General features: G+C 68.1%; 17 protein-coding genes. 8 read left to right on the top strand and 9 right to left on the bottom strand.

Annotated features, from left to right (window positions below; translation table 11 throughout):
• The first annotated feature begins 43 nt into the window (after positions 1–43).
• The gene (locus tag QTH87_RS03525) at positions 44–676 is read left to right on the top strand and encodes a response regulator (protein ID WP_286606912.1); all 633 of its coding nucleotides are present in this window, start codon (positions 44–46) and stop codon (positions 674–676) included.
• Between the two features lie 34 nt (positions 677–710).
• Here QTH87_RS03525 and QTH87_RS03530 read toward each other — a convergent pair whose 3' ends face one another.
• Complete coding sequence (locus QTH87_RS03530) at positions 711–1,115, bottom strand: response regulator (RefSeq protein WP_286606914.1); 405 nt, start codon at positions 1,113–1,115, stop codon at positions 711–713.
• Positions 1,116–1,383: 268 nt separating this feature from the next.
• Here QTH87_RS03530 and QTH87_RS03535 point away from each other — a divergent pair, with 268 nt between their 5' ends.
• Positions 1,384–1,596, top strand: coding sequence for a hypothetical protein (locus QTH87_RS03535; RefSeq protein WP_286606916.1), 213 nt, complete (start codon positions 1,384–1,386; stop codon positions 1,594–1,596).
• Positions 1,597–1,610: 14 nt separating this feature from the next.
• A complete protein-coding gene (locus tag QTH87_RS03540) occupies positions 1,611–3,635 on the top strand; it encodes an AsmA family protein (RefSeq protein WP_286606919.1) in 2,025 nt (674 codons plus the stop codon).
• Between the two features lie 12 nt (positions 3,636–3,647).
• Here the strand turns inward: QTH87_RS03540 and QTH87_RS03545 are convergent, their stop codons facing one another.
• The 3 genes from QTH87_RS03545 to gpmA all read right to left on the bottom strand — a co-directional run bounded on the left by QTH87_RS03545 (position 3,648) and on the right by gpmA (position 6,765).
• The gene (locus QTH87_RS03545) at positions 3,648–4,418 is read right to left on the bottom strand and encodes a HesA/MoeB/ThiF family protein (protein ID WP_286606921.1); all 771 of its coding nucleotides are present in this window, start codon (positions 4,416–4,418) and stop codon (positions 3,648–3,650) included.
• A gap of 61 nt (positions 4,419–4,479) precedes the next feature.
• Positions 4,480–5,922 (bottom strand): S41 family peptidase, encoded by a 1,443-nt coding sequence (locus QTH87_RS03550; protein WP_286606924.1) that lies wholly within the window; start codon positions 5,920–5,922, stop codon positions 4,480–4,482.
• A 99-nt stretch (positions 5,923–6,021) separates the two neighbouring features.
• Positions 6,022–6,765 (bottom strand): 2,3-diphosphoglycerate-dependent phosphoglycerate mutase, encoded by a 744-nt coding sequence (gpmA, locus tag QTH87_RS03555; RefSeq protein WP_286606926.1) that lies wholly within the window; start codon positions 6,763–6,765, stop codon positions 6,022–6,024.
• Positions 6,766–6,837: 72 nt separating this feature from the next.
• Here gpmA and QTH87_RS03560 point away from each other — a divergent pair, with 72 nt between their 5' ends.
• From QTH87_RS03560 to QTH87_RS03575, 4 genes are all read left to right on the top strand, one after another.
• A complete protein-coding gene (locus tag QTH87_RS03560; protein ID WP_286606928.1) occupies positions 6,838–7,245 on the top strand; it encodes a rhodanese-like domain-containing protein in 408 nt (135 codons plus the stop codon).
• 20 nt (positions 7,246–7,265) lie between these two features.
• Entirely contained in the window at positions 7,266–7,526 is a 261-nt protein-coding gene (grxC, locus tag QTH87_RS03565; protein WP_286606931.1) for a glutaredoxin 3, read from the top strand.
• Positions 7,527–7,644: 118 nt separating this feature from the next.
• Positions 7,645–8,109 (top strand): protein-export chaperone SecB, encoded by a 465-nt coding sequence (gene secB, locus QTH87_RS03570; protein WP_286606933.1) that lies wholly within the window; start codon positions 7,645–7,647, stop codon positions 8,107–8,109.
• A 22-nt stretch (positions 8,110–8,131) separates the two neighbouring features.
• On the top strand, positions 8,132–9,145 hold the full coding sequence (locus QTH87_RS03575) for an NAD(P)H-dependent glycerol-3-phosphate dehydrogenase (protein WP_286606935.1): 1,014 nt from the start codon (positions 8,132–8,134) through the stop codon (positions 9,143–9,145).
• Between the two features lie 303 nt (positions 9,146–9,448).
• On the opposite strand, the gene QTH87_RS03580 is transcribed toward QTH87_RS03575, so the two are convergent.
• Both QTH87_RS03580 and QTH87_RS03585 read right to left on the bottom strand, forming a co-directional pair.
• Entirely contained in the window at positions 9,449–10,246 is a 798-nt protein-coding gene (locus QTH87_RS03580; protein ID WP_286608016.1) for a segregation and condensation protein A, read from the bottom strand.
• A 133-nt stretch (positions 10,247–10,379) separates the two neighbouring features.
• The gene (locus QTH87_RS03585; RefSeq protein WP_286606938.1) at positions 10,380–10,586 is read right to left on the bottom strand and encodes a DUF3460 family protein; all 207 of its coding nucleotides are present in this window, start codon (positions 10,584–10,586) and stop codon (positions 10,380–10,382) included.
• Positions 10,587–10,691: 105 nt separating this feature from the next.
• On the opposite strand from QTH87_RS03585, the gene QTH87_RS03590 reads away from it, so the two are divergent.
• A complete protein-coding gene (locus QTH87_RS03590; RefSeq protein ID WP_286606939.1) occupies positions 10,692–11,366 on the top strand; it encodes a hypothetical protein in 675 nt (224 codons plus the stop codon).
• Between the two features lie 61 nt (positions 11,367–11,427).
• Here QTH87_RS03590 and QTH87_RS03595 read toward each other — a convergent pair whose 3' ends face one another.
• The 3 genes from QTH87_RS03595 to QTH87_RS03605 form a co-directional block, all read right to left on the bottom strand.
• The gene (locus tag QTH87_RS03595) at positions 11,428–11,841 is read right to left on the bottom strand and encodes a hypothetical protein (RefSeq protein ID WP_286606941.1); all 414 of its coding nucleotides are present in this window, start codon (positions 11,839–11,841) and stop codon (positions 11,428–11,430) included.
• A 154-nt stretch (positions 11,842–11,995) separates the two neighbouring features.
• Positions 11,996–13,030, bottom strand: coding sequence for a serine hydrolase domain-containing protein (locus QTH87_RS03600; protein ID WP_286606943.1), 1,035 nt, complete (start codon positions 13,028–13,030; stop codon positions 11,996–11,998).
• 73 nt (positions 13,031–13,103) lie between these two features.
• A complete protein-coding gene (locus QTH87_RS03605) occupies positions 13,104–14,789 on the bottom strand; it encodes a SulP family inorganic anion transporter (RefSeq protein WP_286606945.1) in 1,686 nt (561 codons plus the stop codon).
• Positions 14,790–14,812: the final 23 nt, after the last annotated feature.

Genomic DNA, 14,812 nt, shown 5'->3' on the forward strand with positions numbered 1-14,812 from the left:
ATTCGCAACCCCCTCGGCCGCGATGCAACGACGAAGGTAACAGATGATCAAGATCGGAATTGTGGACGACCACGCCATCGTGCGTTCCGGCCTGCGCCAGTTTTTTTCTGAGCATGTCGACCTGCGCGTGGTGGGTGAGGCTGCCAGCGGCCGCGAGGCCATCGAACTCGTGCGCACCACGGAGCTCGACGTGCTCGTCATGGACCTCTCCATGCCGGGCCAGAGCGGTATCGACGCGCTGGCCATGATCCGCGCCAAGGCGCCCGACGTCGGCATCCTGATCCTCAGCGGCTATCCCGAGGAGCACTATGCGATGAACCTGATCCGCCAGGGTGCCAGCGGCTACCTCAACAAGGAATGCGATCCGATCGACATCGTCAACGCGATCCGCACCATTTCGCTGGGCCGGCGCTACATCACGCCCGCAGTGGCCGAGCTGCTGGCGCGGCAGCTCGACCGCAAGGACGACGCGGCGCCTCACGAGCAGTTGTCCGAGCGCGAGTTCCAGGTCTTCCTCAAGCTCGCCAAGGGCGAGACCGCGGGCGACATCGCCAAGACGCTGTCGCTGTCGGTGAAGACCGTGAGCACCTATCGCACGCGGCTCATGGAGAAGATGAATCTCTCGTCCAACAGCGACCTGACCTACTACGCACTCAAGAACAAGCTGATCGATTGAGCTGCAGGCCCCGGGCCTTGGCGGCCATCGGGCTTCAGCCGTGGCTGGGCGAACTGCGCAGGCGCGCTGCCTGCTCGATGCAGAAGTCGATCAGGGCATCGATCTCGTTCGACTTGTCGAACACGGCATCGACGCCGAACTGGGCGCAACGCTTGCGGATGTCGGGCGTGGCGTAGTTGCTCAGCACCACCACCTTCTGGTCGGGACGGCGATCGAGGCAGGCCTGCAGCACACCCAGGCCGCTGCCCTGCTTCAGGAAGAGATCGACGATGGCCAGTTCCCATTCGTCGGCGTGATCGCGCAGCCACAGGCTGGCATCGGCCTCGGTTTCCGCAAATCCGATGGCCGAAATGCAGGTGAGTTCCTCCAAGGTGCCGACGAGATTCTCTCGGATCGTGACGTTGTCTTCGACGATGTAGGTTTTCAATCTTGGGTCCATGAGAACCGCTGCCCCTTGACGAACCTGGCTGCCCGCAAGGAAAGCCGGCATCGCGATGCTAAAAGAATTACAGCCTGGATCATGACGTCTGGGGCGGCCTGAAGCTGTAGGCTGGTTCTTACGCGGACGGGCGATTGCAGCCGTAGGCAGTGCCCCACAGCCAATACGGCCGGTGACCGACCCTGCGATCACGCGGACTTTCCTAGCCTGTGAGGGTCGACGCGACAGTGGGTTGCGTTTCCTCTTCTTCCATCACTCGGGTGCCCGCATGAACTTCGTCTGGAGCTATGTCGCCGTCGGCGCTATCACCTTGGCAGCGGGCGCGGCGGTCGTCGCTGGAGAGCCGGCGATTGCCGAGCTTCGATTGGCCGAGGCCGCGACTTCGGCGGCCGCCTCCGGGGCGTCGATGGCGGTGCTGCTTGCCGAATCGGAACTGGAAGCTCGGCCACTCTCCATCCAGGTCGCCGCCCCGGCCGACTGACGACAGGGATCGCCATGCCGTCGACGACGCCTGCGTTCCTGAGCCACCCTGGCTTCTGGAAGAGATTTGCGGCCGTGGTGGTGGGCCTGCTGGTCGCGATCTGGCTGCTGCTCGCCTTCTTCCCCTGGGATCTGCTGCGTGAACCCATCAACCGCTACGTGAGCGAGCGCACAGGGCGCAAGTTCGAGATCACGCGCAAGCTCGATGTGAAGCTCGGCCTGCGCCAGGCGACCGTGATGTTCGATGGCATCGAGTTCGCCAACCCGGGCTGGGCACGCGAACCCTATCTCGTGCGCGCGCAGGGCGGGGAGTTCGACATCCGCTTCTGGCAACTGATCGCCAATCGCGTGGTTCTGCCGCGCGTCAAGCTCGACTCGCCGGCCATTGGCCTGCAGATGGAAGAGGACGGTCGTCGGACCTGGGCCTTCGACACCGAGGGCGACGGCTCCGGCACGGTGCCGACCATCGGACTGATCCAGGTCGACGGCGGCACCCTCGATTTTCTTGCGCCGGCGAAGCAGATGGACCTGCAGGCCGCCTTCAGCTTCGACAGCAGCCGCGGCGACATGCCGCTCGACTTCGAGATCAAGGGCCGCACTCGGGGCCAGCCGCTTTCGGCCAAGGGGCGGACCGGCAACGTCATGCAGCTGACCTCGGCCGGGCAGCCGCCGTTCCCGCTCGAGATCGACCTCAAGGTGGCGCAGACGCGACTGCAGGCCAAGGGAACCGTGGCCGAGTTGACAGAGCTAGACGGCCTCGATGCCCAGTTCGACATCCGCGGCCCCAATCTCGGACGCCTCTATCCGGCGCTCGGCATCGCGTTGCCGCAGACGCCGCCCTATGCGCTGAGCGGCAACCTGCGCAAGAACGCGGCCCTGTGGGAAGTCCGCGGCATGAAGGGCCGCCTGGGCCTCTCGGACATCGGCGGCGACATGCAGTTCGACAAGTCGCAGAAGATCCCCCACCTCGGCGGCACGCTGAAGTCCAAGGTCATGGACATGGACGACCTCGGCCCGCTGATCGGCCTGCCCCCCACCGAGCGCTCGGCCAACGCCGTCGAGGGGGTGGCGCCGCCGCCCACCATCGAGCAGGCGAAGCGTCCGGGCGGCAAGGTCCTGCCCGATGCCACGCTCGACTTCGAGCGCCTGCGCGCGATGAATGCCGACGTCAGCTACACCGCCGAACGCATCAAGAACGTGCGCGAGCTGCCGCTCGACCGTGGCAGTGTGCAGGTCAAGCTCAAGGACGGCGTACTGACGCTCGACCCGCTCGATCTTGGCGTGGCGAGCGGGAAGATCGCGGGCGCCATCCGCATCGATGCGACGCAGAATCCGGCCGACATCCGCGCCGCGCTCGAAGTGCGTGCGATGCAGCTCAACCGCCTGATTCCCAAGGTCGAGACCCTCAAGACCAGCTTCGGCAAGCTCGACGGTCGCATCCATCTTTCAGGACGGGGCAACTCGGTCGCGACCTGGCTCGGCAACGCCTCGGGAGACGTCGCGGCGATCACGGGGCGGGGCCAGTTCAGCAACCTGCTGCTCGAGTTTCTCGGCCTCGACGGCGGCGAGATCATCAAGTTCCTGCTCGAGGGCGACCACAACGTCGAGTTGCGCTGCGCTGCGCTGGCCTTCGATGTCGAGAAGGGCGTGATGAAAAGCCGCAGCGTGGTGTTCGACACCACCGACACGGTCTTCAATGCCACCGGCAACGTCAACCTCGGCAGCGAGAGCATGGACATCGTGATCCGCCAGCAGCCCAAGGACATGAGCATCCTCGCGCTTCGCACGCCGCTGCGCGTGCACGGCACCTTCGGCTCGCCGAAGGCCGGCGTGGAAGCGGCGCCGCTGGCGGCCCGTGGCGCGGCTGCCGTGGCCCTGGCGGCCATCAACCCGCTGCTGGCGCTGGCCGCGACGATCGAGACCGGTCCGGGCAAGGACGCCGATTGCGCCGCGGTGCTGGCGGAAGCCAGGAAGCCATCGGCCGGTGCGGCCGCAGCGGGTGCCGCCAAGGCCAGGCAGCAGCCGGCCAACGGCGGTTGAAGCAGCTGCGCCTCAGTCGGCAGGTTTGGGCAAGGGCCGGTGCCCGCAGACCCGGCAGCCGGGGTCGCGTGCCACGCCCAGCGTGTCGAATGCGGTGCGCCGGCCGTCGAACATCAGCAGCCGGCCCGCCATCGAGGGACCGATGCCCGCGAGCAGCTTGATCGCCTCGCTGGCCTGCAGCGTGCCGATGGTGCCGACCACCGGTCCCAGCACGCCGAGCACGGCGCAGCGTGTCTCTTCGAAATCGGCCTCGGGCGGGAAGATGCAGGCGTAGCAGGGCGAAACGGCGTCGCGCGTGTCGTAGACGCTCAGCTGGCCGTCGAAACGGATCGCCGCGCCCGCCACCAGCGGAACCGCATGCGCCACGCAGGCGCGATTCACCGCGTGGCGCGTGGCGAAGTTGTCGCTGCAGTCGAGCACCACGTCGGCACTCGCGACCAGCTGGCCGAGCAGGGCGTCGTCGGCGCGCAACCGGTGCGTATCGATGCGGATATCGGGATTGAGCTCGCGCATCGCGACGGCCGCCGAATCGACCTTGGCCAACCCGACCCGCGCCGTCGTGTGCGCCACCTGGCGCTGCAGGTTGGTGAGATCGAGCGTGTCGTCGTCGACCAGCGTGATCTGGCCGACACCGGCCGCGGCGAGGTAGAGCAGGGCCGGCGAGCCGAGTCCGCCGGCACCGATCACCAGCGCATGGGCGGCGCTCACGCGCGCCTGGCCGTCGATGCCGAATTCTTCCAGCAGGATGTGGCGCGAGTAGCGCAGCAGGTCCTGGTCTTCCATGCGCCGCGCGGAACCGATTCGACGGTCGCCCGGGCCGCACGGGCCCGGCGACTGCGCCGGATCAGTTGTCCTTCTTCTCTTCCTTGTTGTCGACGATGACCTGGGTCTTGCTCACGAGCACCGGCTGGCCCTTGAGGCTCTTGACGGCCTGCGCGAGCGCGAAGTCGTCGGTGGCGCCGAACTCGGGCACCTTGCGGTCCTGCGGCGGCTTCTTGGCCTCTTCCTCGAGGCGCTTGCGGGCCTCGTCGCGCGCCTTCTCGCGTTCCGGGTCCTTGCTCTCGGGGCCCTGGCCGCTGGCCAGGTGCTTCTCGAGGTCGGCCTCGCGCATCCGCAGCGCGGCGAAGGGGCTGCCTTCGGCGCTCTCGTCGACCAGCACGTTGGGCACGATGCCCTTGGCCTGGATCGAGGTGCCGCTCGGCGTGTAGTAGCGCGCGGTCGTGATCTTCAGGCCGGTGTCGGGGCCGAGCGGGCGCACGGTCTGCACCGAACCCTTGCCGAAGGTCTGGCTGCCCATGATGGTGGCGCGCTTGTGGTCCTGCAGGGCGCCCGCGACGATCTCGCTGGCCGAGGCCGAGCCTTCGTTCACGAGAACGACCAGCGGCACGGTCTTGAGCGCGGCCGGCAGGTTGCGCAGCGGGTCGCTGCCCGCGCGACGCTGGTAGAACTCGGGCGCGGCCTTGTAGATCGACTTGCTCTCAGCGAGCTGGCCGTCGGTCGACACGACCGTGACGTTCTCGGGCAGGAAGGCGGCCGAGATGGCAACTGCCGCGTCGAGCAGGCCGCCCGGGTCGTTGCGCAGGTCAAGCACCAGACCCTTGAGGTTCGGGTCCTGCTTGTAGATCTCCTCGACCTTCTTCACGAAGTCGTCGACCGTGCGTTCCTGGAACTGCGACAGTCGAATCCACGCGTAGCCCGGCTCCACGACCTTGCCGCGGACCGACTGCGTGCGGATTTCCTCGCGCGTGATGGTGACCGGGAAGGTGCGGTTCTCGTCCTTGCGGAAGATGGTCAGCAGCACCTTGGTGTTGGCCTCGCCGCGCATGCGCTTGACCGCCTCGTTGAGGGACAGGCCGCGCACGGCGGTGTCGTCGATCTTGGTGATCAGGTCGTTCGGCTTGAGGCCGGCACGGAAGGCCGGGGAGCCTTCGATCGGCGACACCAACTTAATCAGGCCGTCTTCCTGCGAGATCTCGATGCCGACGCCGACGAAGCGGCCGGTTGTGCCTTCGCGGAATTCCTTGAAGGACTTCTTGTCGAAATACTGGGAATGCGGATCGAGCCCCGCGACCATGCCGGAGATGGCATCCGAGATGAGCTTCTTCTCGTCCACCGGCTCGACGTAGTCGCTCTTGACCATGCCGAACACGGCAGCGAGTTGCTGCAGTTCCTCGAGCGGCAGGGGAGCCAGCGAGCCGCGAGCGACGGTTTGCAACGAAACGGTAGTCAGCACGCCGGCGCACACGCCTGCGGCAACCCAGCCGGTAATCTTCATTTTCTGGCCCATGTGTAGTGTCCTCAGTCGGCTGTCAAACCAATATACACATCTTGGAAGCAACTTGTCTGCCGGGGTTCCGCGAACCCGACCTGCAATCTCACAATTTCGTTACGCTTTGCCCTGGGAGGCCACGGCTGCAACCGCTTTCTCGGCGGCTTCGGCATCGCCCAGGTAGTAGTGGCGCAGCGGCTTGAGCTCGTCGTCGAGTTCGTAGACCAGCGGAATCCCGTTGGGGATGTTGAGGCCGACGATCTCGTCGTCGGAGATGCCGTCGAGATACTTCACGAGCGCGCGGATCGAATTGCCGTGCGCCGCCACCACCAGCCGGCGGCCGGCGCGGATCGCGGGCGCCATCGACTCGTTCCAGAACGGCAGCACGCGCGCCACCGTGTCCTTGAGGCACTCGGTCAGCGGCACCTGCTCGGGCGACAGCTTGGCATAGCGGACGTCGCCGCGCTCGCTGCGCGGGTCGTTCGGCTCGAGCGGCGGCGGCGGCGTGCCGTAGCTGCGGCGCCAGACCAGCACCTGCTCGTCGCCGTACTTCTTGGCCGTCTCGGCCTTGTTGAGCCCCTGCAGGCCGCCGTAGTGGCGTTCGTTCAGGCGCCAGGAATGGACCACCGGCAGCCAGGTGCGGTCGAGCTCGTCGAGGGTGTGCCACAGCGTGCGGGTGGCGCGCTTGAGCACGCTGGTGTAGGCGACGTCGAAGTCGTAGCCCTCGGCCTTGAGCAGCCGACCGGCCTGCTTGGCCTGCTCGACGCCGGTGGGCGTGAGGTCGACATCGGTCCAGCCGGTGAAGCGGTTTTCGAGATTCCAGGTCGATTCGCCGTGGCGGATCAGTACCAGTTTGTGCATGGGAGAAGCCTTTGGGAACGCGGTCGGAAAGCCGACATTCTAAAATCCAGGGTTTGCCACAGAAGGAACACCGTGAAATTCATTGTCGACAACTGGATGCTGATCCTGATTGCGCTCAGCTCGGGCGGCATGCTCGCCTGGCCGCTGCTGCGCGGCGCCAATGCCGGCTCGCTCACGGCGCAGGGGGCGGTGCAGCTCATCAACCGCGAGCGTGCGGTGGTGGTCGACGTGCGCGCGCCCGAGGAATTCGCTGCCGGCCACGTGACCGGCGCCCGCAACGTGCCGCTGGCCGAGCTCGAGCAGAAGCTGCCCGCCACGGTGAAGAACAAGTCGTTGCCACTGTTGCTTGTCTGCGCGACCGGCTCGCGCGCGCAGCGCGCCGTGGCGACCGCCAAGAAGCTCGGCTACGAACAGGCCCAAGCCGTGGCCGGCGGACTCAAATCCTGGAAAGACGCTAATCTGCCGCTTGAAAAGGCCTGAACCCTCACGAGATAGCCCAGATGCAAGCCGTCAAGATGTACACCACCGCCGTCTGCCCCTACTGCATACGAGCGAAGCAGATCCTCAAGTCCAAGGGCGTCGAGCAGATCCAGGAGATCCGCATCGACACCGATCCCCAGGCGCGCGCCACCATGATGGACCTGACACGCCGCCGCACCGTGCCGCAGATCTTCATCGGCGACACCCATGTCGGCGGCTGCGACGACCTGATCGCGCTCGACGGCCGCGGCGGCCTGGCGCCGCTGCTGCAGGGCGCCTGAAGCTACGGGCCGTCTCCGGCCGGTCTTGCAGCCGGGCGATAATCGCCGGCTACCTTCCCTGAAACCCGCTGCGGGATGTCTCGCGCGGGCCTCGTTTTGATCCTCGAAAGTTAGAGCCATGGCCGACCAGCAAGCACAAGACCCCGTTTTCCAGATCCAGCGCGTCTATCTCAAGGATCTCTCGCTCGAGCAGCCCAATTCGCCGGCCATCCTGCTCGAACAGGAACAACCCACGGTCGACATCCAGCTCGGCGTCGACGCCCAGCCCGTGACCGACGGCATCTACGAGATCACCGTGTCGGCCACCGTGCAGACCAAGATCGGCGACAAGACCGTGTTCCTGGTCGAAGCCAAGCAGGCCGGCATCTTCGAGATCCGCAACCTGCCGGAAGACCAGATGGCCCCGATCCTCGGCATCGCCTGCCCGCAGATCGTGTACCCCTACCTGCGCGGCAACGTGGCCGACGTCATCCAGCGCGGCGGCTTCCCGCCGGTGCACCTGGCTGAAATCAACTTCCAGGCCATGTTCGAGCAGCAGCAGGCCCAGGCCGCCGGCCAGGCCCCGCAGATCGTCACGCAGTAAGCCGGCCGCGCGGGCGCTTCCGATGAAGCTCTGCGTGCTCGGTGCCGGCGCCTGGGGCACGGCGCTGGCGCTCAATGCCGCCGGCCGTCACACGGTCGCGCTCTGGGCGCGCGATTCGGACCAGATCGCCGCCATGCAGGCCGCGCGCGAGAACGTGCGCTACCTGCCCGGTGCGGCGCTTCCCCCCTCTCTTTCGCTCGTTGGCGGCGACGCAACGGCCGCGGTGGCGGACGCCGAGCTCGTCATCGTTGCAACGCCGATGGCGGCGCTGCGCGAGCAATTGCAGCGCTTGAGCGCCCTCGGCTGCCCGGTCGCATGGCTGTCCAAGGGAGTCGAGCCGGCAGCGGCGGCGGCGGATTCCGACATGCCCGCGTTCGGGCTGCTGGCGCACGAAATCCAGGCCCAGGTGGCGCCCGGCCTGCGCGCGGGTGTCCTCAGCGGCCCCAGCTTCGCCCAGGAGGTCGCGCAGGCGCGACCGACCGCACTGGTCGCCGCCAGCGTCCACGCCGATGTGCGCGAGGCGCTGGTCGAGGCTTTCCACGGACCGGCATTGCGTGTCTACGCCAACGATGACATCGTCGGCGTGGAGGTGGGCGGCGCGGTCAAGAACGTGCTGGCGATCGCGACCGGGCTGGCCGACGGCCTCGGCCTGGGCCTCAACGCGCGCGCCGCGCTGATCACGCGTGGCCTGGCCGAGATGACCCGCTTCGGCGTCGCGCTCGGCGCGCGTGCCGAAACCTTCATGGGCCTCTCGGGTCTGGGCGACCTGGTGCTCACCTCGACCGGCGACCTGTCGCGCAACCGCAAGGTCGGGCTCCTGCTTGCCGAGGGCAAGTCCCTCGCGCAGGCGGTCGATTCGCTGGGCCACGTGGCCGAAGGCGTCTATTGCGCACGCACCGTCGTGCAGCGCGCGCGTCACCTGGGCATCGAGATGCCGATCGCCGCCGGCGTGGTGGGCGTGCTCGACGGCCATGTGCGGCCCGCCCAGGCCGTGGCCGAACTGATGGGGCGGGAGCCGGGCGTCGAGCGGGCTTGAGCGGCCATGGCGCCGGCGGTGCCCCGGCGGAGCCGGATTCAGGCCGACGCCGGGCCGCCCCAAGGCGGCCTGCGGCCCCCTCGGGGGGCAGCGACCCACACGGAGTGGGGGAGCGTGGGGGCCAGATCAGGCCGACGCCGGGCCGCCCCAAGGCGGCCTGCGGCCCCCTCGGGGGGCAGCGACCCACACGGAGTGGGGGAGCGTGGGGGCCAGGATCAGGCCGACGCCGGGCCGCCCCAAGGCGGCCTGCGGCCCCCTCGGGGGGCAGCGACCCACACGAAGTGGGGGAGCGTGGGGGCGATTTCAGGCCGGCGCGTAAGCCAGCCGCACGTAGATCGGCGCGAAGGCTTCCGCCTGCGTGATGTCGATCAGGGTTTCCTTGGCGAGCTCGAGCATCGCGATGAAGGTCACGATCAGCACCGGCACGCCGCGCGTGACGTCGAACAGCTTCTCGAACTCGACGAACTGCCGGCCCTGCAGGTGGCGCAGCACGATGCTCATGTGTTCGCGCACGCTGAGTTCCTCGCGCGAGATCTTGTGGTGCTGCACGAGCTTGGCGCGGCGCAGGATGTCGGCCCAGGCGTCGCGCAGATCGACCACGTTCATGTCCGGAAAGCGTGGCTTGAGCGACTGCTCGATGTAGACCTGGGCCTTCCAGAAGTCGCGCCCGGCCAGCGGCGTGGCGCTCAGCGCGGCGGCCTGCAGCTTGGTCTGTTCGTATTCGAGCAGGCGGCGAACGAGTTCGGCGCGCGGGTCCTCGGCTTCCTCGCCGTCGGCCGACTTCTTGGGCGGCAGCAGCATGCGCGACTTGATCTCGATCAGCATCGCGGCCATCAGGAGGTATTCCGCGGCGAGTTCGAGGTTGGTGTGGCGGATCTCCTCGACGTAGCTCAGGTACTGGCGCGTCACGCCCGCCATCGGGATGTCGAGGATGTTGAAGTTCTGCTTGCGGATCAGGTAGAGCAGCAGGTCGAGCGGGCCCTCGAAGGCCTCGAGGAAGACCTGCAGCGCTTCGGGCGGGATGTAGAGGTCGTTGGGCAGCGCGAACAGCGGCTCGCCATAGAGGCGCGCCAGCGCGACCTGGTCGATGACGTCGGGCATCGCGTCCGGGATCTGGCCGGTGCCGTCGTCGACGATGACCTCGTCGGACGTCGACCGGGCATCGTCGACGCTGGGCGAGCCGCCTTCGCCCTGGCGGCGCGCGCCGGAACCCGGGACGGCCCGAATGACCACCTTACTTGGCGCGGGTCTGGTAGACGTAGGGCTGCATCGGGATACGGCCTTCGCTGTATTCCTCGAGCAGGCTGCGGTCGAGGTGCTTGTCCCACAGCAGGGCGCGGCCGGCGCGCTGTTCGGCCTCGAGCGTCGGCTTCTTTTCCTTCATCTCGTCGATGAAGTTCGTGATCTCGGAGGTGTAGTGGGGGCGGGCGAAGAGGGACATGGCGGTGGGGACCTTTTGCCGCATTTTACCGGGTGGATTCCGCCTTGAAGGCGGCATCGGCATGCGTTAGCGTGGCGGCTCCCAACCATTCCAGGAGATTCGCCCATGAAGCGTCGACATTCGATGACCCTTGCTGCAGCGGCCGCTGCCGTCGTCCTGCTGGCGTCCTGCAGCACCAAGGGGCCGGACACGCCGCAGGGCAAGATGGGCTTCTTCGTGACGAGCAGCAACCCGGGCAAGGGCGCCGATTTCGGCGGACTCTCGGGCGCCGACCGCTTCTGCCAGAGCCTCGCGACCGCCGTCGGCGCGGGGGGGCGAACCTGGCGCGCCTACCTGAGCACCACTGCCACGCCCACCGCGCCGGCCGTCAATGCGCGCGACCGCATCGGCACCGGACCCTGGTACAGCGTGACGGGCCAGTTGATCGCCAGCAACGTCGACGGCCTGCATTCCGCCAGCAACGGACTGACCAAGCAGAGCGCCGTGACCGAGAAGGGCGCGACGATCAGCGGCCGCGGCGACCCGGTCAACCTGCACGACATCCTGACCGGCTCGTCGCCCGACGGGCGTGCGGCACCGGGCCCCAAGGACACGACCTGCGCCAACTGGACCTCGAGCGGCGACGGTTCGGCGATCGTCGGCCACCACGACCGCACCGGCCTCGACGAAAGCGCACCGGCCAAGTCCTGGAATTCGTCTCATGCCACGCAGGGCTGCAGCCTCGACGCGCTCAAGAGGACCGGCGGCGGCGGCCTGCTCTACTGTTTCGCTCAGAACTGAAGCCGCGCGGCCGGACCGAACAAATCGGTCGCGGCCTGCCGCCGGCGTGGGGACCTGAACTTCAGTCGTAGGCGACGGTCAGGATCGCGGCGCGGCGTGCACCATCGCCTGGCAGGGCCAGCGCCGCGATCGAGATCGTGCCGCCATTCGAATCGAGTACGCACCCGCCTGCAGCCGTGTGCCTGAGCTCGATGCAGCGCATGCCGATCTCCAACCCGTCTACGCCATCGGCGTGCACGTGCGCGCTCTGGCCGAGGCCGGCCGAGAAGTGCACATGAACGCCCGCCGCCGAAGCTGAATCGCTCGAGTGGGACGCCGCTGGCGCCAGGACAAGCGCATGAGGCGGGGCCACGATGGTCCCTGCGAAGTGGATGGTGCCGATGTTCGTTCCGGCGGCGCTCGCGGCCGCTGCGCCGCAGATCGAGAGCAGTGCGAGCCCTGCCAGCCGGTGGAAAGTTGCGTGATGTCGTGCCATGTCGAACTCCCTGTTGAAGCCGTCGCCGTGGCGGCCGACTGGCTCGTCAACCGACGTCAGGTTTCATTTGGACACGGTATCTAACACATCGAAACCTTGTCAATGACATTGTCTTTTCACGTCGCTTCGGGCGTTGCAAGGCTTGCGCAGCCTGTCAGCGCGGGTCCATCGAGGCACGCTGGCGGGCCGCGGTGAACAGCTGGTTGCGCGTGAGTTGCAGCGCCTGGCCGCGGCGTGCGCTCTCGGGCGAGGCCGCGGAGGTGACCGCCACCACCAGGTCGCCGGGCGGGAACACCCAGACCATCTGGCCGCCGAAGCCGCTCGCGAAGAAGGTGTTGCGCGCCGCCTTGGCATTGTTGGAAGGCACCACCCACCACAGGTAGCCGTAGGGCAGCGACACCGGCAGTCCGCCTGCGTTCTGCGGCTGCGAGGCGGCGGCCACGAACGCCTGCGGGACCAGCTGCCGGTCGCCCCAGCGCCCGTCCTGGAGGTAGAGCTGGCCCAGCTTCGCCATGTCCAGCGTGCGCAGCGAGAGGCCGTTGCGATAGCCCGGCTCGGCGAATCCCAGCGGCGCGACGAGTCGCTCGCGTGCGTAGTCGGCCAAGGGTGTGCCGGTGGCGCTCTCGACCAGCGCCGACAGCAGAGGCACCAGCGCGTTGTCGTAGGCGAAGAATTCGCCGGGCGCATGGCGCAGCGGCCGCGCCCAGGCCTTGGCGGGAGCCATTGCAGGCGCCGTGCCGGTCGGGTCGTTCACCTCGAAGCCAGCCGTCATGGTGAGCAGGTGGCGCAGGGTGATGCGGGCGGCACGCGGGTCGTCGTTGAGCGACGTCCACTCGGGCATCAGCGACAGTACCGGGACGTCGACGTTCGCGATCCTGCCCTCGCCGATGGCAGCGCCGACCAGCGATGCGAGCGCGCTCTTGGCGATCGAGTGCACCGGGCGCAGCGTGTCCGGGTTGCCGTCGCGATGGAAGCTGAACACCGCGCGCCCCCGCAGCACGACGACCGCGCTCTGGACGTCGGGCATGTCCTTCGTGATCGTGTCGCCGATGCCTGCGAACGCGGTGGCGTCCAGGGCCTGCTCGGCGGGCGTCGAGTCGCGCCAGTCGAGGCGGGCCTGCGCGTGGGCACTGGCAAATCCCAGCAGGGCCAGGGCGAGCGTCAGGCAGGGGATCCAGGAACGGCGCATCGGTCTTCCTCGCAGGCGAATCGATGCGGCAGTTTAGCGAGCGAGCGGGCCCTGGCCGCGCAGCGCCGACCGCTCAGTGCGCGGTGCCCGGCGCGGCCTCGGCGGCGCTGCCTTCGAGCTCCGCCGCGAAGCCCGATCGCTCGAACACTTCCTGCGGCTGCGCCTGCAGCGATTCGACCCGTAGCACACCGCCGCGCTCACGCACCGCCTTGTGCAGCTGGCGCAGCGCATCGAGGCCGGTGGCGTCGACCGAGATCAGCTGCATCGCATCGAGCACCACGGTCATGCCGCGAGGCGCACGCTCGACCGCGGTCACGACCGGATCGAGCTTGGCGGCGGCGCCGAAGAACAGCGCGCCATAGAGCCGGTAGGTCAGCACCGGTGGCTGCACTGCGACCAGTTCGATGCTGAACAGCGTGCTCATGCGCCGCACGAACAGCGCGCAGGCCAGCACGATGCCGACCTGTACTGCCACCGTGAGATCGAACACCACCGTGAGGAAGAAGGTGCCGAGCATCAGCAGTCGGTAGTGGCGGCTGAAGCGCCGCAGCATGCCCGGCGAGAACTCGCGCCATTCGCCCATGTTCCAGGCCACGAAGATCAGCACGCCCGCGAGCACCGCGAGCGGCACGTGCCGGGCCAGCGGCGCGGCCAGCAGCACCACCGCGAGCAGGGTGAGCGCATGCACCATGCCCGCGATCGGTGAGCTGGCGCCGGCACGCACGTTGGTCACGGTGCGCGCGATGGTGCCCGTGGCCGGCATGCCGCCGAAGAATGGCGTGACCGCGTTGGCGATGCCCTGCGCCATCAGCTCCTGGTTCGGGTCGTGACGCGGCAGGCCGCCGACCTGGTCGGCCACGCGTGCACACAGCAGCGATTCGATGGCGCCGAGCAGCGCGATCGTGAGCGTGGGCGTCACCAGCTGCTTGACCGTCTCCCACGAGAACGCCGGCAGCGCGAAGGTCGGCAGGCCCTCCGGAATGCCGCCGAAGCGCGTGCCGATGGTTTCCACCGGCAGCGCGAAGCCCCAGGACACCAGCGTCAGCGTGACCAGCGCCACCATCGGCCCCGGCAGGCGGGAGCCGGCCTGCGCTGCGCGCGAGCGGGCAGCGCGTCCGAACAGGCGGTGCACGCCGCGGCCGAGCCGGGTGGTCGCCAGCAGCAGCTGGGGCCAGGCGACGAGTCCGAGCACGCAGGCCAGGCCGAGCGCGAAGGCATTCGGATTGAAGCTGTCGAGGTGGCTGGCCAGCGCGTGCAGCTGCGAGAACATGTCGGCCGGCATCTTGGGGATCGACAGGCCGAGCCAGTCCTTCAACTGCGAGATCAGGATCAGCGCCGCGATGCCGTTGGTGAAGCCGACGACGATCGACAGCGGCACGAAGCGCACCAGCGTGCCGAGGCGGAACAGCCCCATGAGGAACAGCAGCACGCCGGCGCAGGCAGTCGCGATCAGGAGGTTCGCGACGCCGTAGCGCTCGACGATGCCGTAGACGATCACGATGTAGGCCCCGGCCGGGCCGCCGATCTGCACCGCCGAGCCGCCGAGCGCGGAGATCAGGAAGCCCGCGATGATCGCGGTCCAGATGCCGGCCTCGGGCTTGAGGCCCGAAGCGATGGCGAAGGCCATCGCCAGCGGCAGCGCCACGATGCCGACCGTGACGCCGGCGCCCACGTCCTTGAAGAAGCGCGTCCGGTCGTAGCCCGCCAGCGCCTCGATCAGTCGCGGACGGAAGGCTGCGAGCTTGAGCGGCGAGGACATGGGGCTATTGTGTACGCGCCCCC

The organism is Variovorax jilinensis (assembly GCF_030316885.1).
Taxonomy (GTDB): domain Bacteria; phylum Pseudomonadota; class Gammaproteobacteria; order Burkholderiales; family Burkholderiaceae_C; genus Variovorax; species Variovorax jilinensis.

Excerpts from the sequence above, each read along its gene's own strand:
- gpmA (WP_286606926.1), bottom strand. The coding sequence starts at position 6,765 with ATGCACAAACTGGTACTGATCCGCCACGGCGAATCGACCTGGAATCTC.
- QTH87_RS03590 (WP_286606939.1), top strand. The coding sequence starts at position 10,692 with ATGAAGCGTCGACATTCGATGACCCTTGCTGCAGCGGCCGCTGCCGTC.
- QTH87_RS03600 (WP_286606943.1), bottom strand. The coding sequence starts at position 13,030 with ATGCGCCGTTCCTGGATCCCCTGCCTGACGCTCGCCCTGGCCCTGCTG.
- grxC (WP_286606931.1), top strand. The coding sequence starts at position 7,266 with ATGCAAGCCGTCAAGATGTACACCACCGCCGTCTGCCCCTACTGCATA.
- QTH87_RS03605 (WP_286606945.1), bottom strand. The coding sequence starts at position 14,789 with ATGTCCTCGCCGCTCAAGCTCGCAGCCTTCCGTCCGCGACTGATCGAG.
- QTH87_RS03525 (WP_286606912.1), top strand. The coding sequence starts at position 44 with ATGATCAAGATCGGAATTGTGGACGACCACGCCATCGTGCGTTCCGGC.
- QTH87_RS03575 (WP_286606935.1), top strand. The coding sequence starts at position 8,132 with ATGAAGCTCTGCGTGCTCGGTGCCGGCGCCTGGGGCACGGCGCTGGCG.
- QTH87_RS03540 (WP_286606919.1), top strand. The coding sequence starts at position 1,611 with ATGCCGTCGACGACGCCTGCGTTCCTGAGCCACCCTGGCTTCTGGAAG.
- QTH87_RS03545 (WP_286606921.1), bottom strand. The coding sequence starts at position 4,418 with ATGGAAGACCAGGACCTGCTGCGCTACTCGCGCCACATCCTGCTGGAA.
- QTH87_RS03595 (WP_286606941.1), bottom strand. The coding sequence starts at position 11,841 with ATGGCACGACATCACGCAACTTTCCACCGGCTGGCAGGGCTCGCACTG.
- QTH87_RS03535 (WP_286606916.1), top strand. The coding sequence starts at position 1,384 with ATGAACTTCGTCTGGAGCTATGTCGCCGTCGGCGCTATCACCTTGGCA.
- QTH87_RS03585 (WP_286606938.1), bottom strand. The coding sequence starts at position 10,586 with ATGTCCCTCTTCGCCCGCCCCCACTACACCTCCGAGATCACGAACTTC.
- QTH87_RS03550 (WP_286606924.1), bottom strand. The coding sequence starts at position 5,922 with ATGGGCCAGAAAATGAAGATTACCGGCTGGGTTGCCGCAGGCGTGTGC.
- QTH87_RS03530 (WP_286606914.1), bottom strand. The coding sequence starts at position 1,115 with ATGGACCCAAGATTGAAAACCTACATCGTCGAAGACAACGTCACGATC.
- QTH87_RS03580 (WP_286608016.1), bottom strand. The coding sequence starts at position 10,246 with ATGCCCGACGTCATCGACCAGGTCGCGCTGGCGCGCCTCTATGGCGAG.
- secB (WP_286606933.1), top strand. The coding sequence starts at position 7,645 with ATGGCCGACCAGCAAGCACAAGACCCCGTTTTCCAGATCCAGCGCGTC.